17 protein-coding genes, 1 tRNA gene and 2 pseudogenes are annotated in these 24,297 nt (G+C 70.5%); 11 read left to right on the top strand and 9 right to left on the bottom strand.

The features are described from left to right. Nucleotides 1-500: 500 nt before the first annotated feature. A pseudogene (locus SCNRRL3882_RS19005) lies at nucleotides 501-1,160 on the bottom strand (serine hydrolase domain-containing protein); the annotation flags it as partial. Between the two features lie 91 nt (nucleotides 1,161-1,251). After that, nucleotides 1,252-1,830 (bottom strand): annotated as a pseudogene (locus tag SCNRRL3882_RS19000) (glycosyltransferase family 4 protein); the annotation flags it as partial. Between SCNRRL3882_RS19000 and SCNRRL3882_RS18995 the strand changes: the two are divergent. Further along, nucleotides 1,823-2,062 (top strand): integrase, encoded by a 240-nt coding sequence (locus SCNRRL3882_RS18995; protein WP_010032182.1) that lies wholly within the window; start codon nucleotides 1,823-1,825, stop codon nucleotides 2,060-2,062. The pseudogene SCNRRL3882_RS19000 and the gene SCNRRL3882_RS18995 overlap by 8 nt on opposite strands. Nucleotides 2,063-2,127: 65 nt before the next feature. Here SCNRRL3882_RS18995 and SCNRRL3882_RS18990 read toward each other — a convergent pair whose 3' ends face one another. Then, entirely contained in the window at nucleotides 2,128-3,117 is a 990-nt protein-coding gene (locus tag SCNRRL3882_RS18990) for a carbohydrate kinase family protein (RefSeq protein WP_010032181.1), read from the bottom strand. A gap of 197 nt (nucleotides 3,118-3,314) precedes the next feature. On the opposite strand from SCNRRL3882_RS18990, the gene SCNRRL3882_RS18985 reads away from it, so the two are divergent. The 8 genes from SCNRRL3882_RS18985 (at nucleotide 3,315) to SCNRRL3882_RS18950 (ending at nucleotide 15,332) form a co-directional block, all read left to right on the top strand. Further along, a complete protein-coding gene (locus tag SCNRRL3882_RS18985; RefSeq protein WP_010032179.1) occupies nucleotides 3,315-4,337 on the top strand; it encodes a LacI family DNA-binding transcriptional regulator in 1,023 nt (340 codons plus the stop codon). Nucleotides 4,338-4,412: 75 nt separating this feature from the next. After that, complete coding sequence (locus SCNRRL3882_RS18980; protein WP_010032177.1) at nucleotides 4,413-6,095, top strand: ABC transporter substrate-binding protein; 1,683 nt, start codon at nucleotides 4,413-4,415, stop codon at nucleotides 6,093-6,095. Between the two features lie 105 nt (nucleotides 6,096-6,200). Further along, nucleotides 6,201-7,178, top strand: coding sequence for an ABC transporter permease (locus tag SCNRRL3882_RS18975; protein ID WP_010032176.1), 978 nt, complete (start codon nucleotides 6,201-6,203; stop codon nucleotides 7,176-7,178). Nucleotides 7,179-7,192: 14 nt separating this feature from the next. Next, nucleotides 7,193-8,119, top strand: a complete 927-nt coding sequence (locus SCNRRL3882_RS18970; RefSeq protein ID WP_010032174.1) for an ABC transporter permease — start codon at nucleotides 7,193-7,195, stop codon at nucleotides 8,117-8,119. Between the two features lie 3 nt (nucleotides 8,120-8,122). Then, nucleotides 8,123-9,088, top strand: coding sequence for an ABC transporter ATP-binding protein (locus SCNRRL3882_RS18965; protein WP_010032172.1), 966 nt, complete (start codon nucleotides 8,123-8,125; stop codon nucleotides 9,086-9,088). Next, the gene (locus tag SCNRRL3882_RS18960; protein WP_010032165.1) at nucleotides 9,085-10,125 is read left to right on the top strand and encodes an ATP-binding cassette domain-containing protein; all 1,041 of its coding nucleotides are present in this window, start codon (nucleotides 9,085-9,087) and stop codon (nucleotides 10,123-10,125) included. Before SCNRRL3882_RS18965 ends, SCNRRL3882_RS18960 begins: the two co-directional genes overlap by 4 nt. Then, nucleotides 10,122-11,666: a glycoside hydrolase family 32 protein gene (locus SCNRRL3882_RS18955; RefSeq protein ID WP_010032163.1), complete on the top strand. Its 1,545-nt coding sequence runs from the start codon at nucleotides 10,122-10,124 to the stop codon at nucleotides 11,664-11,666. Before SCNRRL3882_RS18960 ends, SCNRRL3882_RS18955 begins: the two co-directional genes overlap by 4 nt. An 81-nt stretch (nucleotides 11,667-11,747) precedes the next feature. Then, nucleotides 11,748-15,332 carry a GH32 C-terminal domain-containing protein gene (locus SCNRRL3882_RS18950; RefSeq protein ID WP_010032162.1) on the top strand — a complete coding sequence of 1,195 codons (3,585 nt, stop codon included), beginning with the start codon at nucleotides 11,748-11,750 and terminating at the stop codon, nucleotides 15,330-15,332. Between the two features lie 314 nt (nucleotides 15,333-15,646). On the opposite strand, the gene SCNRRL3882_RS18945 is transcribed toward SCNRRL3882_RS18950, so the two are convergent. After that, nucleotides 15,647-15,720 (bottom strand) — tRNA-Gly (locus tag SCNRRL3882_RS18945). Between the two features lie 514 nt (nucleotides 15,721-16,234). Here SCNRRL3882_RS18945 and dcd point away from each other — a divergent pair. After that, nucleotides 16,235-16,810 (top strand): dCTP deaminase, encoded by a 576-nt coding sequence (gene dcd, locus SCNRRL3882_RS18940; RefSeq protein ID WP_010032156.1) that lies wholly within the window; start codon nucleotides 16,235-16,237, stop codon nucleotides 16,808-16,810. A gap of 11 nt (nucleotides 16,811-16,821) precedes the next feature. Then, nucleotides 16,822-17,319: a phosphoribosyltransferase gene (locus SCNRRL3882_RS18935; protein WP_029180629.1), complete on the top strand. Its 498-nt coding sequence runs from the start codon at nucleotides 16,822-16,824 to the stop codon at nucleotides 17,317-17,319. 56 nt (nucleotides 17,320-17,375) lie between these two features. Here the strand turns inward: SCNRRL3882_RS18935 and SCNRRL3882_RS18930 are convergent, their stop codons facing one another. The 5 genes from SCNRRL3882_RS18930 to SCNRRL3882_RS18910 all read right to left on the bottom strand — a co-directional run bounded on the left by SCNRRL3882_RS18930 (nucleotide 17,376) and on the right by SCNRRL3882_RS18910 (nucleotide 24,244). Beyond that, complete coding sequence (locus SCNRRL3882_RS18930; protein WP_040902329.1) at nucleotides 17,376-18,392, bottom strand: Yip1 family protein; 1,017 nt, start codon at nucleotides 18,390-18,392, stop codon at nucleotides 17,376-17,378. Between the two features lie 134 nt (nucleotides 18,393-18,526). Continuing rightward, a complete protein-coding gene (locus tag SCNRRL3882_RS18925) occupies nucleotides 18,527-19,879 on the bottom strand; it encodes an FG-GAP and VCBS repeat-containing protein (protein WP_010032151.1) in 1,353 nt (450 codons plus the stop codon). A 17-nt stretch (nucleotides 19,880-19,896) separates the two neighbouring features. Then, nucleotides 19,897-21,351 carry an FG-GAP repeat domain-containing protein gene (locus tag SCNRRL3882_RS18920; protein WP_102514833.1) on the bottom strand — a complete coding sequence of 485 codons (1,455 nt, stop codon included), beginning with the start codon at nucleotides 21,349-21,351 and terminating at the stop codon, nucleotides 19,897-19,899. Nucleotides 21,352-21,377: 26 nt separating this feature from the next. Continuing rightward, nucleotides 21,378-22,802 carry an FG-GAP repeat protein gene (locus SCNRRL3882_RS18915; RefSeq protein WP_010032143.1) on the bottom strand — a complete coding sequence of 475 codons (1,425 nt, stop codon included), beginning with the start codon at nucleotides 22,800-22,802 and terminating at the stop codon, nucleotides 21,378-21,380. Nucleotides 22,803-22,837: 35 nt separating this feature from the next. Further along, nucleotides 22,838-24,244: an FG-GAP-like repeat-containing protein gene (locus SCNRRL3882_RS18910; RefSeq protein WP_010032142.1), complete on the bottom strand. Its 1,407-nt coding sequence runs from the start codon at nucleotides 24,242-24,244 to the stop codon at nucleotides 22,838-22,840. Between the last annotated feature and the right edge of the window lie 53 nt (nucleotides 24,245-24,297).

The following is a 24,297-nucleotide window of genomic DNA, read 5'->3' as shown; positions in this document are numbered from 1 at the left end:
TCGACAACCCCGTCGATCGGTCAGCAGATCAACGGATGCCGGCCCGGCCCGTCCAGCCGGGCCGGGAAGTCCGCGTCGGTCACTTCGAACGCGAACCGCGTCCAGTCCGACCTGGCCTCCTTCGGCGCCGGCCTGACCGCGATCTCCTCAGTGCGGCGATGCTCTCTCCCGCGTACGTGGCTCAACCAACCGGTGTGACCAGCATTGAGATCATCGACGCACCAGCTGGCTCCGATTAGGTCATGGAGTTCTCGATGCCCCGTGATCCGATCGCATCCGCACCGAGGGGAACCGCATCCAGCTGCTCCTGAACGGCGCGCGGATCACCGAAGTGACGGAGATGACCTATACGAGTGGACACGTCGACCTCAACGTGTTCGGAGGGGGCGGCGTACCAGGACGCCTTCGCGAAGGAGCTGTGACCGCCAGTCGAGCCGACCTGCGGAGTGATCGTAGAGGATCCACCCCAGGTACCCGGCGGGCGGAGTCTCTGCGCTACCGCTGGTGCCGCGCAGATGCGTGCCCGTGGCGTCGTCGAGTTCGGTGGGTGCACAGCGTGCGGCCGTGTCGGTGGGCAGTGGCCCGAAGCTGGTCTGTGTCATGCCGAGGGGCTGCCACACGCGGCTGGCCGCGAGGGCGTCGAGAGTCTGGCCGGAGACGTGTTCGGCGAGGTAGCCGAGGATGAGGGCTGCGCGGTCGGTGTACTCGACCGCCTGGCCTGGCGGCCGGTGGAGGGCCTCGCGGAGGACGCCGTCGCGGATGTCCTGGGGATCGGTGCCGTACAGGTGCTTCAGGTTGGCCCGGAGTGGGACGCCGGCGGTGTGGGTGAGCAGGTTGCGAGCGGTCACCTGCGCCAGGGGGTGCCCGCTCACCTCGGGCCAGAAATCGCCCAGTGGCGTGTCGAGTTGGAGCTTGCCGTCGTCGACGAGGCAACCGACGGTCGACCATACGGCGAGGATCTTGGTGAGGCTCGCGACGTCGAAGACGGTGTCGTGCCGCATGGGGTCGCTGGGCAGTTCGGGATCCAGGACGCCCGCGGTCCCGCTGGCAGTGGTTCCGAGGCTGTCGCCGATGGCCCAGACGGCGCCGGGGTAGATCTTGTCGCGGACGCCGTCGTGGAGGAGCTGGTGGATGCGGTCGGTGTCGAGGTCGAGCGCCATGGTCTCCCGATCGATCGTGGGCCGTGCCGTGTGGTGTCCCGGCGCTCAGCGTAGTGACGAGCCGGGTGCAGACCCGTTACGGCGTGGGTGGTCAGGCGAGCTGTTCGCCGAGGTCGTTCAGGGCCGCTGCCGTGGCGGTGAGGGGGTAGTGGGCGGCGTTGGTGCGGCCTGCTGCCTGGAGGGCGGGCAGGAGGCCGGAGGTACTGCGGAGCCGGTTGAGGTCCTGGGCGAGCGCGGCCGGGTTGGTGAAGTCGGTGGCCAGGCCCGTTGAGGCGAGTGTGTCGCTCAGGCCGGGGACGGGCTGGTAGATGACCGGCAGTCCGCAGGCTTGGGCTTCAAGCGCGACCAGGCCCATGGCTTCGAGGGTGGTCGAGGGCATGACGAGGGCGTCATGATCGGCGAAGGCTTTCCACAGCTGTGGACGGCTGAGCCAGCCGAGGTAGCGGACGTGGACCTTGAGGAGGCGCAGGAGCGGAGTCAGGCCGTGGAACTGGTGGCGAGGTGCTGCGATGCTCAGTTCGACGGCCTGGGCGACGGACATCGCGCGCAGAAGGGACTCGATGCCCTTCTCTGCGGTAAGGCGCCCGGCGTAGAGCAGCCGGAGGTGTCCGGCCGACCGGCGAGCGGGGCGCGGTGGTGGGGCGGTGAGCAGGTGGTCGGGGATGCCGGACAACTTCCGCTTCAACGACCTCCGCCACACCGGCAACACCCTGGCGGCTGACACCGGCGCCAAGCTGAAGGACCTCATGGTCCGCGCCGGCCAGTCCTCGGAGCGGGCCCAGCTGATCTACCAGCACTCGACGGCGAAGCACCAGCGGAAGCTGGCCCAGGGCATCGACGCCGAGGTACGGCAGCAGCTGCGTGAATCGGCCGACGAGCGGCGGCGAACCATGGATGCATGAGGAAGCCCCGTCGGGATTCGGTGCCCGTTCCCGCAGTCATCGCTGCCGGAACGGGCACTTCGTGTTCAGGCATGCGGCAGGAGCTGTTCGATGCCGGTCCCCGGTCCCGATTCGCCCGCCCGGGGCGGGTTGGCACCGGCGATGGAACAGGTCAGGGCAGCGACGCGGGCGGCGAACGAGCAGGAGTCGGCGACCTCGTCGAGGCTCAGCCGGTCGAGTCGGCCGCCGAGGTGTCCGAGGACGGCGAGGCAGTGCAGCAGGCCCGCGGTGAAGGAGTCCCCGGCGCCTACGGTGTCGACGACGTCGACGGCCGGGGTGGGGACGGTGACACGGCGGCCGTCGAGGGAGGCGAGGGCGCCGCGTGAGCCGAGGGTGATGACCACTAGGCGGACGCCGGCGGCGTGCCAGGTGTCGCAAGCCTCTTCGGGGCCGGCGCCGGGCAGGAGCAGCGCCAGGTCATCCTCGCTGAGGCGGAGGATGTCGGTGAGGGCACACCACCGGGGGAGCCGTTCGCGGTAGGCGGAGGGCGGTACGAGCAGGGGGCGGACGTTGGGGTCGATGGATACGGTGACGTGCTCGCGTGCCCGGGCGAGGTGGTCCTCGATGTGGCTGCCGCCGGGCTGGCGTATCAGTGCCAGGGACCCGGTGTGCAGACAGACGGTGCCCTCATACGCGGTGCCGGCGAGTTCGTCGGCCGTCCACTGCCAGTCGGCGGCGCTGTCGGCGTAGAAGGTGTAGGTGGCCTGGCCGGTCGCGTCGAGGTCGGCGACGGCCAGGGTGCTGGGCTCGGGGGCTGTCACGCTGCCGGTCAGGTCGACGCCGGAGTCGCTGAGGCGGGCCCGGAAGAGGGTGCCGAAGACGTCGTTGGAGAACCGTCCGAGGAAGCGGGTGGGAGTGCCGAGCCGGGCGAGGGCCACGGCGGTGTTGGCGGGACCGCCACCGGGCAGGGCCCGCAGCGCCAGTTCGTCGGGGCCCGATCTGGCCGGGTCGGTGAAGACGTCGGCGACGCACTCGCCGAGGACGGTGACGCTGTTGGGGGCCTGGGCTCGGGCCATGGTGACTGTCTGCCTCTCTCAGGAAGAGCGCGGGTAGCGAAGGGCGCCGGGCGAGTGGCCTGATGCAGCCCGTGCGCAGGTATTGACATGCCGCTCAAGACGGACGTAATTTCCGTGCCACATGGAAGTAACGCGCGTTATTAAAGCGCGAAACCGGAGGCGATGTCGCGCCTCCGGACGGCCGAAGGGGACTGGAAGTGGCCACGAACAAGTCGCATCGCGTGACCATGAGCGATGTGGCGCGCCGCGCGGGTGTCTCGCGGACCACGGTCTCCTTCGTTCTCAACGACAAGCCCGGCGCCGCCATCCCCGACGAGACCCGTCGGCGGATCCTGGAGGCGATCGACGAGCTGGGCTACCGGCCCAACGCCGGGGCGCGGGCGCTGGCCGCGAACCGCAGTGGGTGGTTCGGGCTGATCACCGAGATCGTGACCGGCCCCTTCGCCGCCGAGGTGATCACGGGTGCGCAGAGCCGCGCCTGGGGTGATCGGAGGTTCCTGCTGATCGCGGCGAGCGAGGGTGACCCCGCGCAGGAGGCCGCCGCGCTCGATCAGATGCTGGAGCACCGGGTGGAAGGGCTCCTGTACGCCACGACCTGGCACCGGGCCGTCAGCCTGCCGAAGGCGGCCCGTGAGGTGCCGACGGTTCTCGTCAACTGCTACGACGCGGAAGGGGAGCTGCCGTGCATCCTGCCCGACGAGGCGTCGGGCGGTTACAAGGCGACCCGCCGGCTCCTGGATGCCGGGCACACCCGCATCGGGTTCATCAACCTCGACCCGGAGATCCCGGCCGCCATCGGCAGGCGCGAGGGGTACGAGCGTGCCCTGCGCGAGGCCGGGATCACCCCCGACCCCTCTCTCGTCATCCCCGGCTTCGCCACTGCCGACGGCGCCTACACCGCCGCCTGCGAACTGCTGGACCGCCCGGCCGGCGACCGGCCGACCGCGCTGTTCTGCGGCAACGACCGAATGGCGATGGGCGCCTATGACGCGATCAAGGAACGTGGCCTGCGCATCCCGCACGACGTGGCCGTGGTGGGGTTCGACAACCAGGAACTCATCGCCGCCTACCTGCGGCCGAAGCTGACGACGCTCGCCTTGCCCTTCGAGGCCATGGGCACCAAGGGCGTCGACATGCTCGCCGCTCTCGCAGCGGGGCAGCCGCTCGACACCCACCGGGTGACGATCGACTGCCCGCTGCTCGAACGCTCGTCGGTCTGACCGCGAATCAGTCCGCCGAGGAATCCCATCCCCGTCTTCGTCCTGTGTGTTGAAGAGAGGAAAAGAGTCTTCATTATGGCACCCTCCCGCATACCTTCACGGCGGCTGCGCCCTGTCCTGAGAGCGGCCACCGCGACCGCCGCCGCAGCCCTGGTCCTGTCCGCCTGCACAGGTGGCTCGGGCGCCGCCGGCGCCGGTGACACCTCCGGCAACCAGCTGCTCACCATCCCGCGCGAGGACCTGGCGACGTTCACGCGCAACTTCAACCCGCTCTCCCCGCAGGCCGCCCCCATGACCAAGGAGGCCGTCTACGAGCCGCTGGTCGTGCACAGCATGGCGGACGCCAAGGACACGCCGTGGCTGGCCACCAAGTGGGAGGAGGCGAAGGACGGCAAGTCCCTCACCTTCACGCTCCGCGAGGGCGTCAAGTGGTCGGATGGCAAGCCGCTCGTCGCCGACGACGTCGTCTACACCTTCGAGCTGCGCAAGAAGGTGCTCGGCGGCCTGGAGTACCTCGACAAGGTCACCGCGGTCGACGAGCACACGGTGATGTTCTCCTTCAACAAGCCCTTCTCGCCCGGCTTCTGGGAGATCGCCGGTCAGCAGATCATGCCGAAGCACATCTGGTCCAAGGTCAAGGACCCGGCGAAGTTCACCAACCCGAACCCGGTCGGCACCGGCCCGTACACCAAGATCGAGAAGTTCCAGGCACAGTCGTACGAGCTGCGCAAGAACCCCGACTACTGGCAGCCCGCCAAGCAGCAGATTGCCGGCATCCGGATGCTCGCTTTCTCTGGCAATGACAGCGCCAACCTCGCCTTCACCAACGGCGAGGTCGACTGGACGCAGTCGTTCATCCCGGACATCGAGAAGTCCTTCGTCGCCAAGGACAAGGAGCACAACCACTACTGGTTCCCGCCGGCCGGCGCGATGATCAACTGGCAGCTGAACACCACGAAGGCGCCCTACAACGACCCGGCCGTGCGCAAGGCGCTCAGCATGGCCGTCGACCGCGACCAGATCACCAAGGTCGCGATGAACGGTTATGCCGAACCCGCCGACTGCACGGGCCTGGCCCGCACGTACGACAAGTGGCGCGACAAGGACCTCGCCGCCTCCTGCACCTGGACGAAGTACGACACCGACGCGGCGGCCAAGGCCCTTGACGCGGCCGGCTACAAGGAGAGCGGCGGCAAGCGGAAGCTGAAGAACGGCAAGGACTTCACGCTCGACATCTCCGTCGGCTCCGCATCCTCCGACTGGATCTCGGCCGCGAACATCATCAAGCAGAACCTCGCGAAGGTCGGCATCACCGCCACCGTGAAGACGCCCGACTGGGCGGCCGTGGTGAGCTCGTACGAGCAGGGCACCTTCGACACCGGCATCGTGTGGAGCAACAACGGTGCCACCCCGTACGAGTACTTCCGTGACGTGATGTCGAGCGGGATGCTCAAGCCCGTCGGAGAGAAGGCCACGCAGAACTACCACCGGTTCGCCGACAAGAAGGCCGACAAGCTCATCGACGCCTTCGCCGCCGCCACGGACGAGAGCGCGCAGCGCGAGCAGGTCGACGCCCTGCAGAAGCTGTACAACGAGGACGCCCCCGCGGTGCCCCTGTTCACCGGACCCGAGTTCGGCGCGTACACCGACAAGCGCTTCACCGGCTGGCCGTCGGAGGACAACCCGTACGCCACTCTCGGCAACCGCAACGCCAGCACGATCCTCGTGCTCACCTCGCTGAAGCCCGTCAAGAGCTGACGCGGGTCCGCGCGGACCGGCGGCCGTCCTCCTCCCCGACTCGGACGGCCGCCCCCCCCGCGCACCGCATCCCCGTTCACCCCCCATCGACAGGGAGCACGAGCAGTGCGTCTCATCCTGCGCAACTTGGGGTTCTATCTGCTCGCCTTCTGGGCGTCCATCACCATCAACTTCCTGCTTCCGCGCTTCATGCCGGGCGACCCGGTCTCCCGGATGTTCGCGCAGCAGGCAGGTGGGATGCAGCCCGAGCAGATAGCCCAGCTGCGGAAACTCTTCGGCCTCGACGACCGCCCCCTGTGGGAGCAATACATCTCCTACGTCAAGAGCGTCTTCACCGGCGACCTCGGCATCTCCATCTCCCGCTTCCCGACCCCGGTCTCCGAGGTGATCGGCTCGCAGATCGGCTGGACGCTGCTGCTCGGCGGTACCGCCCTCGTCGTCGCGGCCGTCGTCGGCAACCTGCTCGGCGTCCTCGCCGCCTGGCGGCGGGGCGGCTTCCTCGACTCCGCCTTCCCGCCCCTGCTGATCTTCGTCGGCTCGTTCCCGTACTTCTGGCTGGCGATGGGCGCGCTGTACCTGTTCGGGGTGACGCTCGGCTGGTTCCCGCTGCGGCACGCGTACGACGCGGGTCTGACCCCCGGCCTCAACGCCGAGTTCATCTCGAACGCCGGCACCCACCTGGTACTCCCGGCGCTCACCGTCGTGGCCGTCACCGTCGGCAGCTGGATGCTCGGCATGCGCAACACCATGATCGCCACGGCGGCCGAGGACTACATCACCATGGCCGAGGCAAAGGGCCTGAGCCCTTCACGCATCATGTTCCGCTACGCCGCCCGCAACGCACTGCTTCCCTCCGTCACCAACTTCGGCATGGGTCTCGGCTTCGTTGTCGGCGGCGCCCTGCTCACCGAGGTCGTGTTCGCCTACCCCGGCATCGGCTTCCAGCTCCTCGCAGCCGTGCAGGGCCTCGACTACCCGCTGATGCAGGGCATCTTCCTCACCATCACGGCAGCCGTGCTCCTGGCGAACTTCCTGGTCGACATCGTCTACGTCCGCCTCGACCCGCGCGTGCGCGTCCGCTGAAGGGAGCCTCAGAAATGACCGCCGTAGACATCGCGGGCGAGACCCCGGCCACGGCCCCGTCAGCACGCCCCGTACGGGAGTCGGGCCGGCGCCACGGGCTGGCACGCCAACTCCTCGGCAATAAAAAGGCACTGTCAGGGCTGTGCCTGCTCGCCGTCTTCGCGACTCTGGCGCTACTCGCGCCCGTCCTCGCCCCCGGCGACCCGTCCTTGATCAACTCCACCGGCAGCCAGCCCCCTTCGGGAGCGCACTGGCTCGGTACGACCACCAAGGGGCAGGACGTCCTCGCCCTCACCCTGTGGGGCTCCCGCTCCTCGATGTTCGTCGGGTTCACCGTCGGACTCGCGGCGACCGGCGTCGCCATCCTGGTGGGCCTCGCGTCCGCGTACTTCGGCAGGCTGGTGGACGACGCGCTGACCCTCATGACCAACGTCTTCCTGCTGCTGCCCGGCCTGCCACTGCTGGTCATCCTCGCGGCGTTCCTGCCCCCGGGAACTTCCACGGTCGTCCTGGTCCTGGTGGTCACCGGCTGGGCGGGCTCCGCCCGGGTGCTGCGCGCCCAGGCCAGGTCGATCCGCGGCAAGGACTTCGTGGCCGCGGCCGTCGTCACCGGGGAGCGACCGCTGCGGATCATGTTCCGGGAGATCCTGCCCAACATGGCGTCCGTGGTGATGACCACGCTGCTGGGCTGTGTTGTCTTCGGCATCACGTCCCAGGCGGCACTGGAGTTCCTCGGCCTCGGCGACAGCAGCGTCGTCAGCTGGGGCACCAACTTGTACTGGGCCAGCAGCGACGGCGCCCTGATGACCGGCACGTGGTGGGTCTTCGTCCCCTCCGGACTGTGCATCGCGCTCGTCGCCTTCGGGCTCGCGCTGGTCAACTACGCGGTCGACGAGATCACCAACCCGAGGCTGCGCTCCGTGAAGAAGAGGAGGGGCTGAGCCATGGACCCCGTACTTGAGGTGCGTGACCTCCGGGTCGAGTACCGCGGCGACGGCCGTACGGTCGTGGGAGCGGACAACGTGTCGTTCGAGATCGGCGCGGGTGAGATCTTCGGCCTCGCCGGAGAGTCCGGCTGCGGCAAGTCGACCATCGCCAACGCGGTGATGCGGCTGCTGAAGCCACCGGCGGAGATCACCGCGGGCAGCATCCGCTTCCAGGGCGGGGACGTCCTCGCCCTGGACGCACGCGAGCTGCGTGCCTTCCGGTGGCGGCAGATCGCCATGGTCTTCCAGTCGGCGATGAACTCCCTCAACCCCGTCCTCACCATTGGCGAGCAGATCGTCGACATCTTCACCACCCACGAGCGGATGAAGAAGCGGGCCGCGCGGGAGCGGGCCGGCGAGCTGCTTCAGCTGGTGGGCATCGACCCCGACCGGCTGAAGGCATACCCGCACCAGCTCTCCGGCGGTATGCGCCAGCGCGTGGTCATCGCCATGGCCGTCGCACTGCGCCCCCGGCTGCTGATCATGGACGAGCCGACCACCGCGCTCGACGTAGTCGTGCAGCAGGAGATCATGGCGCAGATCCGCGACCTCCAGCGGGAACTCGGCTTCTCCATCCTCTTCATCACCCACGACATGTCCCTGATGGTCGAGCTGTCGGACCGCATGGGCGTGATGTACGGCGGACGGATCGTCGAACTCGCCGACGCCAAGGACCTGTTCAGCAAGCCGCTGCACCCGTACACCGAGGCGCTGATGAACGCCTTCCCACCGCTGACCGGCCCGCGCCGCGAACTCACCGGCCTCTTCGATGCCCCGCGCACCGCCGACAGCTGCGGCTTCCACGCCCGCTGCCCCGAGGACCGCTCGGACTGCTCCATGAACATCCCCGACCTGCGCGAGGTCGCGCCCGGCCGCTGGGTGGCCCGCAGCGAGGCCCGCAGTCCGGAAGGAGCCTCCCGATGACCGAACCCCTGCTGTCCGTACGCGGCCTGACCAAGGACTTCCAGGTCGGCACCGTCTTCTCCCGACGCCGCGTCCGGGCCGTCAACGACGTGTCCTTCGACCTCCCGGCCGGCCGGATCACCGCCCTGGTCGGCGAGTCCGGCAGCGGCAAGTCCACCATCGCCCGCTGCCTCGCCCGCCTCGAACAGCCCACCTCCGGACAGGTGCTGCTCGACGGCGAGGACGTCCTGCGCCGCGAGCGGCGCCGGGCGTCACGGGCGTACCGCCGCAAGGTCCAGATGGTGTTCCAGGACCCCTTCGGCTCGCTCAACCCCGTCCACCGCATCGAGCACTTCCTCACCCGGGCTCTGGTCCTGCACGGCCATCAGGCCACCCCCGAGGCGCTGCGCGAGCTGATGACGACGGTCGGCCTGACCGAGGACATGCTCCAGTCCTACCCGCACGAACTCTCCGGCGGTCAGCGCCAGCGAGTCGCCATCGCCCGCGCCCTCGCCGTCGAGCCCCGGCTGATCCTCGCCGACGAACCGACCTCGATGCTGGACGTCTCCCTGCGCGTCGGCGTGCTCAACCTGATGCGGCGCCTGCGCGATGAGCGGAACATCGCCATGCTCTACATCACGCACGACCTGGGCTCCGCGCGCTACCTCGCGGACACCACGATGGTCATGTTCGCCGGCGAACTCGTCGAGGGCGGCGACGCCCTGGCCGTCATGGACGCCCCCGCCCACCCCTACACCCGACTGCTGCTGTCCGCCGTTCCCGACCCGGAGCGGGCCGGGAGCTACGACCCCGTCGAGCGCGCCCGGCTGCGCGAAGAGATCCTCAACCCCACGTCCTGCCCGTACGACGACGGCACGTGCAGCCGCATCGAACCCGTCCGCCACATCGTCGGCGAAGACGACGGACAACCGCACTGGGTGCGTTGCCACCTACGCGCGCCCGCCTCCGACATCGCCCGCCGCGTCCTCAAGGCCACCGACCGGCCCGACGGCGAGGCCACCGACGACACCGAGAAAGCGGAGACCACCGCCGCATGACCCACGACCTCACCCTCCCCTCCGGCACTCCCATCGCCGAGGGGCTGGCCGAGCGCGCCCTGCGCGACCCCCACCGCCCCCGATTCCACTTCACCTCGCCCGGTGGCTGGCTCAACGACCCCAACGGGCTGTCCCAGTGGGACGGCGTATACCACCTCTTCTACCAGTACAACCCGCTCGCGCCCGCCCACCACCGCATCCACTGGGGCCACGCCACCAGCACCGACCTCGTCCACTGGACCGATGAACCGGTCGCCCTCGTCCCCGGCACCGACGGCCCCGACCGCGACGGCTGCTGGTCCGGAGTCCTCGTCGACGACGGCGGAGTGCCCACTCTCGTCTACTCCGGCCGCCACGGGGAACATGAACTCCCTTGCCTGGCAAGGGGATCCGCAGACCTGAAGTATTGGACCAAGGACCGGGCCAACCCGGTCATCACCGCTCCGCCCGAGGGCGTGGACATCACCGCATTCCGCGACCACTGTGTCTGGCGGGAGGGCTCGGGTGAAGACGTGGTGTGGCGGCAGCTGGTGGGCTCGGGCATCCGGGGCGCTGGCGGAACGGCCTTCCTGTACGAGTCGGACGACCTGCGCACCTGGCGGTACGTCGGCCCCCTGCTGACCGGCGACGCCTCGCAGAACCGGGGCGAGCTCGACTGGACCGGCACGATGTGGGAGTGCGTCGACCTCTTCCGGCTCGGCGAGGACGGGGAGGCCAGCGGCACCGATGTGCTGGTCTTCTCCGCCTGGGACGAGGGCACCACCCATCACCCCCTGTACTGGACCGGCCGCTACGAGGGCGACACCTTCACCCCGACCGCCCTCCACCGTCTCGACTACGGCGGACGCTACTTCTACGCCCCCCAGTCCACCCGCGACGACCTCGGCCGCCGCATCATGTTCGGCTGGCTCCAGGAGGGCCGAACCGACGAGGCGAACGCCCAGGCCGGCTGGTGCGGCGTGATGTCCCTGCCCAGGGCCGTCACGCTCGACGCGAACGGCAACCTGATCCAAGCGCCGGTTCCGGAATTGGGCCTGCTGAGGAAGGACCACTTGCAGGTGGCGGCGGGCCCGCTGACCTCTCCCTACACCCAGCTGCACCGCGTGCGCGGAGACCAACTCGACATCGAGACCACCCTGCGCCTCGCCCCGGGAGCCACCGCCCGCCTCGTGGTCCGCGAAACACCGGACGGCGCCGAGCGCACGGTCGTGGAGGTGAGCAGGGCGCACGACGGAACGGTCGGCACCCTGCGCCTGCACCGCGAGAACAGCAGCCTCGACCCGACCGTCGACACCGAACCCCGGTACGGCGGCCTGCCGTTGGGCGACGACGGCCGCGTGGACCTGCGCGTCCTCATCGACCACTCCGCCCTGGAGGTCTTCGCCAACGGTCGCCCTCTCACCGCCCGCCTCTACCCCACCCGCCCCGACGAGGCCGTCGGCGTCGGCATCGGTGCCGACGGCGACGTGACCCTGGAGCGGTTCGACGCCTGGCAGATGGCGTCGGCCTTCCCCGACGGACCCCGGCCGCTGTGGCCGTGACGGTCTTACATCCGGCTTCGGCCCGGGGGGTGGACGTCCCCCCGGGCCGTGGCCCACCCTTCACTTCTTCGAGGAGCCGCCATGAGCGTGTCCCGTCGTACCCTCCTGCTCGCCGGAGGAATCACCTTGCTGCCCCTCGCCGGCGGTGTCCCGTCAGTGCAGGCCGCCCCACGCACCAGCGGGGCAGCCTCCACCCTTCTCGAGAACACCTCCGCCCAGACCTCCATCCCCGACCCCCTCCCCGTCACTGGCACGTGGAACCGCACCGCTGACGGCGGCTGGAAGACCACCAGCACCACAGGCGAAGGTGCCCTCGCCCTCTCCGAGCAGCAGCTCGCCGCCAAGGGGGCCTACGCCGCCCAGGTGACCCCCACATCCCGCCGCGCTGTGGGCGCGCTGGTCTTCCGCGCCGCCGTGGACGGCTCCACCGGATACGCAGCAGCCGTGGACCCTGATCGGGAACGCGTACGACTCTTGGATCTGGCCGACGGCCACACCATCGCCACCTCGCAGCTGGCAGGGGCACGGACCGGAGCCTCGTACGACCTCGAAGTCACCGTCGACGGGGCCGACTTGACGATCCTCGTCGACGGCAAGAGATGCATCCATGTCGAGGACCATCGCTACGACTCCGGCGCTGTGGGCCTGCTCGCCCGCACCGGCACCGTCGTCTTTGGCCCGCCCGCCCTGTCCGAGGTCACCACCAATCTGACCGGCTGGACCACCGGCGGTGGCACATGGACGGCGACACCGCTCGGTTGGCGGGCCGAAGCTCCCGAGGGTGGCACCGCCCGTGCCATCGCCGCGACCCAGGCGTACGACACCGCGTTCCAGACCGACCTCATGCTCCACGACGCGTCAGCCGTCGCGACCCTGCTCGTGCGCGCCAACGCCAGCGGCACTCGCGGCTACGGCGTCCAGGTCGACCCCGGACAGGGGCGGCTGAGGCTCTTCCACATCGACGGAAACGTCACCCTCGGCACGTACAACACCACCATCAAGGCGGGATCCGTCTACCGGCTGCGCATCGAGGCCGAAGGCCGCGAACTGCGCGTGCACTGGCAGACGAACTTCCTCTCACCCGACGGCTACGCCCCCGCCATCACGGCCCGCGACTCCGCACACACATCCGGCCGGCTCGGCGTCCTCGTCTCCGACGGCGCAGCATCCTTCGACAACATCGCCGCCGCCGACCTCGCCACCGACATCCAGGGGTGGACGACCAGATCCGGCACCTGGACCCCGGACCTACGCGGCATCCGAGGCGACAGCGGTCTGCGCACAGCCCCCTTCGCGCACGGCGACGCGATAGTGCGCGCCGACATCACGCCGAGCGGCCCCTCGGCCTCCGCCGGCCTGCTCCTGCGCGCCTCCGCGAACGGCTCCGGCGGCTACGAAGCACGCCTCGACACCACCCGCAGCACCGTCAGCCTGATCGACCGGACCTCCGGCGCCCGCATCACCACGGTCGCCGCACCGGTCCGCCGTATCACCGCGGGCCGCACCTACCGGGTGGAGGTCCGCGCCACCGGCAGGACCATCGAGGTGTACGTGGACGGCGTACGGGCGCTCAAGACCCGCGTGTCCCACACCAAGGGCGACGCGGTCGGCATCGCGGCCGCCCACGGCACGTCGTACTTCCAAAACGTCCAGGCCAGGAGCACGGCCGACTACTTCACCGAGCCGTACCGCCCCACCTACCACTACTCACAGCTCAGCGGCCGCACCAGCGACCCCTGCGGCCTGCTGTACCACGACGGCGAGTACCACCTCTTCCACCAGGACGAGGGCCGCTGGGCGCACGCGGTCAGCACCGACCTGATCCACTGGCAGCCTCTGCCGATCGCCCTGCCCTGGAACGAGTACGGCCACTGCTGGACCGGCTGCGCGGTCGTGGACGCCGATGACACCTCCGGCCTCTTCGACGGCAGATCGGGCCTGATCGCGTACTACACCAGCTACCACCCCGACAAGCCGGGCGGAAACGCCAGCGTGCGCATCGCGTACAGCCAGGACAAGGGCCGCTCATGGCACCTGCACGGCGAGTCGGCCCCGGCTGTACAGAACCCAGGCGGCCCCGACGCCGGCTGGACCTTCCGCGACCCGAAGGTGATCCGCGACGAGGCGCACGACCAGTGGCTGATGGTGGTCTCCGGCGGCGACCACATCCGCTTCTTCACCTCCACCGACCTCCTCACCTGGACCCACGTCAGCTCCTTCGGCTACGGCGACTGGGTCACACCGGGCGTCTGGGAGTGCCCCGACTTCTTCCCCCTCCCGGTCGACGGCGACGAGAACGAGGTGAAGTGGGTCCTCACCCTGAGCACAGGCGCCGTACGCGCCACGAACGGCTCGGCCGCCCAGTACTTCACCGGCGACTGGAACGGCACCGCCTTCACCCCCGACCAGAAGGCCGGCACAGTCCTGCGCGCCGACTCCGGCCGCGACTACTACGCCGCCATGTCCTTCTACGGCCTGCCCGACGACCGGCGCGTCTGGCTCGGCTGGATGAGCAACTGGGACTACCCCTTCAGCGCCCCCACTGGTTCCTGGAACGGCCAGCTCAGCATCCCCCGCGAACTGACCCTCACAGACACCGCCGACGGCGTACGGCTGGCGCAGCGCCCGATCTCGGAGCTGACCACCCTGCGCACATCCACCACCACCCGCAACGACCTCTCCGTCGGCCCCGTGTCCGCGAACCCGCTCGCGGGCGTCACGGGCATCGCCTACGAGATCGAGGCCGAGATCACCCTCGGCACCGCCACGGAGATCGGATTCCTGCTCCGCGCCGACGACGACCAGCACACGACGGTCGGATACAACGCCGCCACGAACGAACTGTTCGTGGATCGGTCGGCAGCCGGCCTGAGCGACTTCACGCAGTACTTCGCGGGCCGTACGACCGCGCCGATGACAGCGGCCGACGGACGCGTGACTCTGCGTGTGTACGTGGACTCGTCGTCGGTCGAGGCATTCGGCGCGGACGGGCAGGCTGCCGTGACAAGTCTGATCTTCCCGGCCCCCGAGTCTGATGGCATGGCCTTCTACGCCAAGGGCGGCACCGCCCACATCGAGTCGCTCAAGGTGCACCGGCTGGACAGCACCTACCGCCTGGTGGACCGGGTGAAGCCACCGGTAGCTACCCCGACCGGCGGTGAATTCCGCTCTGACCTCGGCAAGTTGACGATCACCCCGGCCGGCCAGTGGTCGACGGACAGCGCGGGCCACGCCGGAAACTTCGACAAGGACTCCAACGCAATATCGGCACGGACGCTGACGGACGTCGACTTCACCACCTTGGTCCGCCTTGGCGGCCCCGACCCGGACACCGGCGGCGCCCTCTCCCTCCTCTGGCGCGCCTCCTCCGACGGCGCCGACGCTTACTGCCTCAACATCGACCCCGACCTACGAGTGATCCGTCTGGTCGCCAAGACCGACGGCTACTTCGACGACGCCAAAGCCCTCGCCCGCGTCCCGTCCCTGGTCCGCCGCCGCACGACCTACCCCGTCCGCATCCTGGCCGAGGGCGACCGCATCCAGGTGTTCCTCAACGGCACCCGGATCATCGACGTGACGGACACGACCTACAGCGACGGACACATCGGCCTCAACGTGTTCGGGGGAAGAGCGGCGTACCAGGACACGTACGCGAAGGAGCTGTGACCGTCGGCCCGGCCGACGGGCCACCATGATGCAGAGGCTCCGGCCCCGGCGAGGGCGGAGCCTCTGGCCTGTCAAGCCCAGCGAACTGCGGCTTTGCGAGGGCGACTTCGCACCCACCGCAGCAACTAGTGACGCAGGTCACAAGAAAAGCGTCTCACTATTTGGGACGCGCGGCTGTCGAGCCGTTCGAAGCGGCAGCTGAACGGCCCTGGGTGGGTCCTTTGGTCTCGACTTAGGGCACGCGGGGGGCACGACACCCCCGAATTGGACTAGAAAATAAACAAACCCCAGGCCACTGACCTGGGGTTTCATCATGGAGCGGGTGACGAGAATCGAACTCGCGCTCTCAGCTTGGGAAGCTGATGTTCTACCATTAAACTACACCCGCGTAAGACGCCGACCGAGTCGGTGTCCGAACGGTCGCCACTTTACCTCATGTCAGGCCCCCGGTGTTGATGCCGCGGGGCCTGAGGGCGTTTCAGGGGTGGGATGCGGCTGCGGGTGACCGGAGTTGGGGCGTACGGTGGGGGCGTGGGCGAGGGTCCGGGCGGGACCGGAGTGCCGCCTGGAGGGCCGTCCCTTTGATCCCGTACCGTGGCTTTTGTCGTCAGGCAAGCAGCAGCCCGACGCGGCTCTTGGGGAAGGGACTCTTGGACTTGATGGAGCGCACCGTCGTCCGTTGTGCGGATGGGCACGTGTTCACCACCGCTTCGTTCCCGATGCAGCAGGCCGACCGGCTCGGCCCCGGCCGGCTGCTTCGGTGCCCGCGATGTGCGCGGCTGAGGAGCGTGGTGCCCGTGAGCTACGAGAAGCGGTAGCGGCACGGCAGCCAGAAGCACGCAGGCAGGCGCGTGGAGTCGTCCGGTTGTGGTCGCTCCGCGCGCCTTGCGTATCCTCGGGGCGTGCTTCTCTCAGACAAGGACATCCGGGCCGAGATCGATGCCGGGCGCGTGCGGATCGATCCCTATGACGACGCCATGGTGCAGCCGTCGAGCATCGACGTGCGGCTGGACCGCTACTTCCGGGTGTTCGAGAACCACCGGTACCCCCACATCGACCCCTCGATCGAGCAGGCCGATCTGACCCGGCTCGTCGAGCCGGAGGGGGACGAGCCGTTCATCCTGCACCCCGGGGAGTTCGTCCTCGCCAGCACGTACGAGGTCATCTCGCTGCCCGACGATCTCGCCTCCCGGCTGGAGGGGAAGAGCTCGCTGGGGCGGCTCGGGCTGGTCACGCATTCGACGGCCGGCTTCATCGACCCCGGGTTCAGCGGGCACGTCACCCTTGAGCTGTCCAACCTCGCCACCCTGCCCATCAAGCTGTGGCCTGGGATGAAGATCGGGCAGCTGTGCATGTTCCGGCTCAGCTCGCCCGCCGACTTCCCGTACGGGAGCGAGCGGTACGGGTCGCGGTACCAGGGGCAGCGGGGGCCGACCGCCTCCCGGTCCTTCCTCAACTTCCACCGGACCCAGGTGTGAGCGGCCGGAGCATGAGTGACGTGCGGGAGAACCTGACCTACGAGCAGTTCGGCGTCGCCGTGCGCGAGCTCGCGCAGACCATCGCCGACGACGGGTACGAGCCCGACATAGTGCTCAGCATCGCCCGTGGCGGTGTCTTCGTGGCCGGCGGGCTCGCCTACGCCCTCGACTGCAAGAACATCCACCTGGTGAACGTGGAGTTCTACACGGGCGTGGGGACGACGCTGGAGATGCCCGTCATGCTCGCTCCCGTCCCCAACGTGATCGACTTCTCCGAGAAGAAGGTGCTGATCACCGACGACGTCGCCGACACCGGCAAGACGCTCAAGCTGGTGCGTGACTTCTGCCTCGACACCGTCGCCGAGGTGCGCAGCGCCGTGGTCTACGAGAAGTCCCAGTCGCTGGTGAAGTGCGAATACGTGTGGAAGCGGACCGATGAGTGGATCAACTTCCCGTGGTCGGTGGAGCCGCCGGTGGTGCGGCGGGCCGACCAGGTGCTCGACGCCTGAGTGTCGCCAAGGAAAAGGGGCTCCCGAGGGAGCCCCTTTCTCGTAGGCGCGCAGCCTCAGACCGTGCCCAGCTTCACGATCGACAGCAGGGCGATCAGCTGGATCGCCGACGCGCCCAGCGCCTTCGGCCAGGGCAGGTCGTGGGAGCGGCCGACCATGAGGGTCAGCAGCGCGCCGCCCGCGATCCAGGTGGCCCAGCCCAGCAGCTGCACGAACGTCGCGTTGCCGCCGGCGAACATGGCGAAGACCAGGCGGGGTGCGTCCGTGATGGACATGATCAGCATGGACAGGCCGACCGTGGGCTGCCAGGCACCGTCGCCGCCGAGCTGGCGGGCCAGCGTGTGGGTGACCACGCCCAGGATGAACGCGCTGAGCACCATCGCGACCGCCGTCGTCAGGACGATGGGGATGGCGTTCGAGAGTGTGGCGTTTATCGCATCCTTGCGGGCGCCGTCGAAGCCGAAGACGGCGAGCAGCCCGTAGAGGAACGTGACGATGAGGGCCGGACCCCACATCGTGTAGTCCCGCATCTGGAGGAAGGTCTGGTTGGGGGCGAGGACGATGCCCCTCAGCAGGGCCTTCCAGTGCAGGCGCGGGCCGACCGGGCCGGACGGCGCGGCGGCCGAGCCGGCGCGGTAGGTGTCGCCCTGGGTGTAGGGGTCCTCGCCGACCGAGAAGGCCTGGGTGTGGCCCGGGTTGTTCGCCGCGTACGGGTCGTGCGGGCCCTGGGGGCCGGGCGGGTACGCGCCGTCGCCGAAGTACTCCGGCTCGCCCTGGTCGCCGTAGCCGCCGCCCGGCCGCCCGGCGTTCGGCTGCGGCCAGGTGGGGCCGCCGCCGTTGCCGTACGGCGGCTGCTGCTGCGGGTACGGCTGCGGCGCCGGCGGGTAGCCGTACGACGGTCCCTGCGGCGTCTGCTGCCCGTACGGAGGGTTTTGCGGTCGCGTCTGAGGAGCGCCGTTGTTCCGGCCGCGTCCGATCCTGAATCCAGCCACGTCTTCGAACGTACCTGGTCCCGGGCGGTGGCGTGCCGGGCCCGGGCTTCCGGGCCCGGCTTTGCGGCCGAGCTGTGACATCCCTTAGGGGGTAAGGCCGTTCTGTTGTCCGTGGGTTGTAAGGGTTCGGCCGTGCGGGCTTGGCTTCGGCCCTCGGCGGGGCGTCGGCTCGGCACGCCCGTACGGACGCGCCGGAGCGGTCGGCGGGCCCGGCGTCAGTCGGGAAGCGCCCCGCCCAGGTCGGGCAGGACGGTCGCGCCGGTCTTCGTCGGTGCCGTGCCCGTGCCCGGCATCAGCAGCGCGCCGCTCGCCGCGCCCACGGCCAGGTCGGCGCGGCCGTCGGCGGTCAGGTCGCGCAGGCGGAGGGTGTAGCCGAAGGCGGCGTGGGAGTCGGCCGGGCCCAGCACCGTCTGGGCGATCCAGGACGAGCGGGAGCCACTGAGGCCGCCGGAGCCGCCGCGGAAGACGTGGACACCGCCCTGGTCCTCCCGGCCGTCGACGTCCTCGTGCGGCACGCCGACCGCGAGGTCGGCGTAGCCGTCGCCGTTGGTGTCGGCGGCCGAGATCGCGTAGCCGAAGTCGTCGCCGGCCTCCGGGCTGCCGGAGACGCCCGAGGTGGCCTGGGTGAACGTGACCGAGCCGCTCGGGCCGGACGACGTGCCGCGCCAGATCGTGACCGCGCCCCTGCCGTTGTCCTTGTCGGGCAGGCCGAGGGCGATGTCGCCGTAGCCGTTCTTGTCGAAGTCGCCGATGACCGGGCTCGGGTAGAGGCCCTCCTGCCGGTCGCTGAGGGTCCTGGACGCGCCCGAGGCGAGGCCGGAGGACGTGCCCTTCAGGAACCAGGCGCGTTCGCGGATGTCACTGCCGGTGATCTCGGTGCCGATCACCACCAGGTCCGTCCTTGCGTCCCCGTCGACCTTTCCGGCCGCGAGAGCGGAGGAGTACCAGCCGCCGGACCCCTTGTCGATCTTGCTGACCTTCCCGGTCGTGCCCGACTTGGTGAAGGGGCCCCGGTACAGCCACGCCTCCTCGCCGCCGATCACGGCCAGGTCGGGGGAGCCGTCGCCGGTGAAGTCGCCGGTCGCCAGGTCACGGCCGAAGTGGCCGACCGCGCCGCCGGCCGGCGTGAGGTTGGTGCCGCCCGACAGGCCCGACTTGGAACCCCACAGGACGGTGACCGTCCCGCGGTAGTCGGCGCTGCCCACGTGCTCGGTGGGGTTGCCGACGACGAGGTCCGCGTAGCCGTCCTTGTTCAGGTCGGCGCTCGCGAGGGACGCGCCGAACTGGTCGTCCTCCTCGCCGGACCCGGGGACGCCGGCGCTGTCCTGGTGGAGGTACCTGGGGTGGGCGGTGTCGAGGCCGGTGGCGGTGGCGTACACGACGGTGATCGTGCCGCCCTCGCGGTCGACGTCGTCGTAGCCGCCGTAGGCGAGGTCGCGGCGGCCGTCGCCGTTGAAGTCGTCATAGTGCCTGGCCACCGCCGCGGAGGCCGGGCCGGAGAGGAACACCGGGGTGACGCCGGTCGCCAGCAGGGCGGCGACCAGGGCGGTCGTGGTGGGTCTGCGCATGGGCTCTCCCTGGTTCGTCAGCCGATGAGGCCGGTGCCGAAGGCGCCGTAGGAGCGGGTCTGGCCGAGGCTGCCCGGGCCGAAGGAGCGGGCGCCGTCGGTGACGGGGCCGGTGGCCGAGCCGCGCAGCGTCGTGATCGCTCCGATGCCCTCGTCCTCGAAGCCGGCGGTGATCGTGAACTCGGCGTGGCCGTCCTTGGTGACGTCGGCCAGCAGGACGTCGGAGCCGAAGTAGTCCATGGCCTCGGCCGAGCCCGGGACACCGGCGGTGGCCTGGGTGAAGGTGCGGGCGCCGGTGCGCGAGACGCCGGAGGCCGAGCCGTTCATCAGGATCGTGGCACCGGTGTCCTCGGTGGTGCCGACGTCCTCGAAGACGACGCCGATGGCGAGGTCGCCGTAGCCGTCGCCGTTGGCGTCGCCGATGGAGACCGCACCGCCGAAGCCGTCGTTCGCCTCGTCCGCGCCGGGCACGCCCTCGGAGTCCTGGGTGAGCTCGGCCATGGGCGCGTCGCCGTTGACCGGGCCGCCCTCGGAGCCGCGGATGACGACGACCTGCCCGCCGAGGCTGCCGCTGTGGTCGTCCTCCTTCGAGAAGACGTTGCCGAGGGCGATCTCGTCGTAGCCGTCGCCGTCGATGTCGCCGAGGGCGAGGGAGGTGCCGCCGTTCAGGGGGCGGGGGACCGAGGTGTCCGGGCCGGTGGGGGAGCCGAGGTAGGCGACGCCCTTGGACCAGCTGCCCGTCTCGTCCTCGTTGAGCCGGACGCGGTAGGTGAGGACCAGGTCCGACCTGCCGTCGGCGTTGGTGTCGCCCGCGTCCATGGCGTCGACGCTGTACGCCGTCTCCGGGGTGCTGATCTTCTGCGCGGTGCCGCTGGTGCCGGTGGTGGTGAACGGGCCGCGCACGACGTAGACGTGGGACGAGCCGGTGCCGACGGCCAGGTCCGCCTTGCCGTCGCCGTCGAAGTCGCCCGCGGTCAGCAGCCGGCCCCAGTGGTCGTGCCCGGAGACCGCCGGGTCCTTCACCGTGGTGCCGTTCTTCAGGCCGCCCGCCGAGCCCCACAGGACGGTGACGGAGCCGCCGTCGTCGTCCGTGCCGACGTCCTCGCCGGAGGAGCCGACCGCGAGGTCGGTGTAGCCGTCGCCGTTGAGGTCCGCCACCGCGAGCGCGTCGCCGAAGGTGTCCTCGGCCTCGGCGGCACCGGGCACACCGGCGGTGTTCTGGCTGACCACCGTCCGCTTGGCCGGGTCCAGGCCGGTGGCGCCGCCGTAGACCACGGCGACGTATCCGGCCATGCCCTGGCCGTCGACCTTGGCGTACGGGGCGGCGAAGGCGACGTCGCCGTAGCCGTCGCCGTTGAAGTCGGCGGTCGGGCCGGTGGCGGGCGCGGCGGTGGCCGCCGTCGCGGGCAGGGCCGTGAGCAGGCCGGTGCTGAGGACCGTGGCCGTGGCCAGGAGGAGGGTGCGCTTGCGCATCTGTGGAGTCCCTGGGAGTCGGGTGATCAGGAGTTGAGTGCGGTGCCGTAGGCCGGCGCGCCGGCCGTGGAGACGCCGGTCGTGCCCGGGCCGAAGCTGACGGAGCCGGTGGCCGTCGGGCCGGTGGCGGTGGCGCGCAGGGACCAGACCGCGCCGTCGCCGGCGTTCTCGCCCGGCGCGGAGACGGACAGGTCGGCGCGGCGGTCGCCGGTGTGGTCGGTGAGCGTGACGCGCTCGCCGAAGCGGTCGCCCTTCTCCGACCCGCCGGGCACGCCCGCGGTGTTCTGGCTGTACGACGCCGCGTTCTTGGTGGTGAGGCCGGACGCCGAGCCGTACAGCACGGTGACGGCACCGGCGGCGGCGTTCTCGCCCGCGGCGCCGATCGCCAGGTCGGCGAATCCGTCGCCGTTGATGTCGCCGAGGGAGACGTCGCTGCCGAAGCGGTCGCCCTTCTCGGCGGCGCCGGGCACCCCGGCGGTGTCCTGGGTGAGGACGAGCGGGGCGCGGCCGGTGTCGCGGCCGTCGGGTCCGCCGTAGACGACGGTGACCCGGCCGCCGAGGGCGCCCTCCGGGTCGGCGGACGGCTCCCGGTCGTTGCCCACGGCGATGTCGTCGTGGCCGTCGCCGTCGATGTCGCCCACGGCGGAGACGGACCCGGCGGGCAGGCGCTGGAGCCAGTCGACGTAGTTGCCGATCTTCAGGTCGGCGAGGGCGGTGGTCGCGGCGCCGGTGTTCACGGCGCGGCCGTGCAGGACCACCCGGGGCCGGCCGTCGCCGGTGACGTCGCCGGAGGAGAGGTGCGTGACGCCGGTCGCGGAGGACCACCAGTCGTTGCCCGAGCCCGAACCGCCGTTCGACGCGCTCGTCCTGGTGATCGGGCCCGCCACGAGGGAGAGGGTGACCGGGCCGGTGGAGCCGACCGCGACGTCCGCGTCACCGTCGCCGTCGAAGTCGCCCGCGGCCAGGGACTGGCCGTACCGGTCGTAGTCGGTGCTGAAGAAACTGAACAGCGAACGGGCGCCCGACAGGCCGGACTTCCCGCCCCAGACGATGGTGACCGTGCCGTCGTTGCTGTCGCTGCCGTCCTCACCGGGCGTGCCGACCAGCAGGTCGGCGTAGCCGTCGGTGTTCAGGTCGGCGGAGGCGAGGGCGGAGCCGAAGGCGTCGTCGGCCTCGGCGGCGCCGGGCACGCCGGCCGTGTTCTGGGTCAGGAGGGTGCGCGTGGAGCTCTTGGGCCCGCTGGTGCTGCCGTAGACCACCGACACGGCACCGGCCCTCGCCTGCCCGGCGACGGTGGCGCCCGGCGAGCCGATCGCGAGGTCGGCGCGGCCGTCGCCGTTGAAGTCGTAGGGGGCGGCGGGCGTCGCGGCGTGCGCGCCGGGGGCGGAGAGAGTGAGGGCGAGCGGGGTCAGGGCCGCCGCGAGGACGGCGGCGGTGATACGGGTGCGCATGGCGGTACGTGCCTCACGGGTGGGTCGACGGGGTGTCACTGGGCGATTGCGGAGCCGAAGTTGGCTCCGGCCTTGAGGGCGACGGCGCTGGTGGTGATGCCCTGCGCGCCGCTGGTGGTCAGGCCGGAGGCGGAGCCGCGCAGGGTCCACAGGCCGCCCGTGGAGTTCTCACCGTCGACGCCGACGGCCAGGTCCGCCCTGCCGTCCTTCGTCACGTCGGTCAGGTCGACCGCGGACCCGAAGTGGTCCCAGGACTCCGCGGAGCCGGGCACACCGGCGGTGTCCTGGGTGTACGACTTCACGCCGCTGCCGGTCCTCAGGCCGGAGGCGGAGCCGAACAGCACGGTCACCGAGCCGGCGTCCTTCGCCGAGCCGACGTCCTCGCCCGGGGCGGCGACCACGACGTCGGCGTACCCGTCGCCGTTGATGTCGCCGGTGCTCACCGACGTGCCGAAACCGTCGTCCGGCTCGCCCGCGCCGGGCACGCCCGGGGTGTCCTGGTGGACGACGGTCGGCTGCTGCGCCGGGTCGGGGCCGTTCGGGCCGCCGTACCAGACGGTGATCTGGCCGCCCTTGTGGCCGCCGGGCTTGAGGTCGTACGGGTCCGTGGAATCGCCGAGGACGAGGTCGCCGTACCCGTCGCGGTTGATGTCGCCGATCGCGCCCTGGGTGCCGTCGGCGTTCGCCAGCTCGGCCATCTTGTACGTCGTGCCGGTCCAGCGGAAGTAGAGGATCTCGCCGCCGGAGTCGCCGTCGACGGTGAACGGGTAGACGCGCTCGGCCGCGCCGTCGCCGGTGAGGTCGCCCGCGATCACCTCGTACGTGGTGCCGAGCTCGCCGACGCGGGAGTGGGTCAGCGGTCCGCCGGTGCGGGTGAAGGGGCCCTGGTAGAGGCGGGTGTGGCTCTGGCCGGTGAGCGTGACGTCGGTGTCGCCGTCAGCGTCGAAGTCGCCGGTGGCGATGCCCTGGGAGAAGCCGCCGTATTCGGAGAGCGTGGTCGGCTGCGGCAGGCCCTTGCCGCCGGACAGGCCGGACTTGCCACCCCACAGGACCGTGCCGGAGCCGACGCTGTCGCGGTCGCCGATGCTCTCGCCGGTGGCGCCGACGACGAGGTCGGAGTAGCCGTCCTTGTCCAGGTCGCCGGTGGCCAGGGAGGCGCCGAACAGGTCGCCCGGCTCGGCGGTGCCGGGCACGCCCGTGGAGTTCTGGGTGATGACGGCCTTGCGGGTGGCCGAGACCCCGGACGCCGAGCCGTACAGCACGACGACCGCGCCGGCGCAGGAGGCCGAGCCGACGCTGGTGCACGCGGCGCCGGCCGCGATGTCCCGGTATCCGTCGCCGTTGAAGTCCCCGGCGAGACCGGAGGGCGCGGCGGTGGCGGGGGTGGTGGTGAGCAGGCCGGTGGTGAGCGTGGCGGCCAGCAGGAGGGTGCGCTTGCGCAAGGTGGGGCTCCGGGTGGGAGGGGGCCGGACCTGGCAGGCCCGGCCGTGACGGG

Source organism: Streptomyces chartreusis NRRL 3882 (assembly GCF_900236475.1).
GTDB classification, from domain to species: domain Bacteria; phylum Actinomycetota; class Actinomycetes; order Streptomycetales; family Streptomycetaceae; genus Streptomyces; species Streptomyces chartreusis_D.
Note: the sequence above shows the minus strand (reverse complement) of the source record. Positions and strands in the feature narration are given on the sequence as shown.

What these genes read in the sequence shown, in the direction of transcription:
- SCNRRL3882_RS18995 (WP_010032182.1), top strand. Translation starts at nt 1,823, where the DNA reads ATGCCGGACAACTTCCGCTTCAACGACCTCCGCCACACCGGCAACACC.
- SCNRRL3882_RS18990 (WP_010032181.1), bottom strand. Translation starts at nt 3,117, where the DNA reads ATGGCCCGAGCCCAGGCCCCCAACAGCGTCACCGTCCTCGGCGAGTGC.
- SCNRRL3882_RS18980 (WP_010032177.1), top strand. Translation starts at nt 4,413, where the DNA reads ATGGCACCCTCCCGCATACCTTCACGGCGGCTGCGCCCTGTCCTGAGA.
- SCNRRL3882_RS18970 (WP_010032174.1), top strand. Translation starts at nt 7,193, where the DNA reads ATGACCGCCGTAGACATCGCGGGCGAGACCCCGGCCACGGCCCCGTCA.
- SCNRRL3882_RS18965 (WP_010032172.1), top strand. Translation starts at nt 8,123, where the DNA reads ATGGACCCCGTACTTGAGGTGCGTGACCTCCGGGTCGAGTACCGCGGC.
- SCNRRL3882_RS18960 (WP_010032165.1), top strand. Translation starts at nt 9,085, where the DNA reads ATGACCGAACCCCTGCTGTCCGTACGCGGCCTGACCAAGGACTTCCAG.
- SCNRRL3882_RS18955 (WP_010032163.1), top strand. Translation starts at nt 10,122, where the DNA reads ATGACCCACGACCTCACCCTCCCCTCCGGCACTCCCATCGCCGAGGGG.
- SCNRRL3882_RS18950 (WP_010032162.1), top strand. Translation starts at nt 11,748, where the DNA reads ATGAGCGTGTCCCGTCGTACCCTCCTGCTCGCCGGAGGAATCACCTTG.
- SCNRRL3882_RS18935 (WP_029180629.1), top strand. Translation starts at nt 16,822, where the DNA reads ATGAGTGACGTGCGGGAGAACCTGACCTACGAGCAGTTCGGCGTCGCC.
- SCNRRL3882_RS18930 (WP_040902329.1), bottom strand. Translation starts at nt 18,392, where the DNA reads ATGTCACAGCTCGGCCGCAAAGCCGGGCCCGGAAGCCCGGGCCCGGCA.
- SCNRRL3882_RS18925 (WP_010032151.1), bottom strand. Translation starts at nt 19,879, where the DNA reads ATGCGCAGACCCACCACGACCGCCCTGGTCGCCGCCCTGCTGGCGACC.
- SCNRRL3882_RS18920 (WP_102514833.1), bottom strand. Translation starts at nt 21,351, where the DNA reads ATGCGCAAGCGCACCCTCCTCCTGGCCACGGCCACGGTCCTCAGCACC.
- SCNRRL3882_RS18915 (WP_010032143.1), bottom strand. Translation starts at nt 22,802, where the DNA reads ATGCGCACCCGTATCACCGCCGCCGTCCTCGCGGCGGCCCTGACCCCG.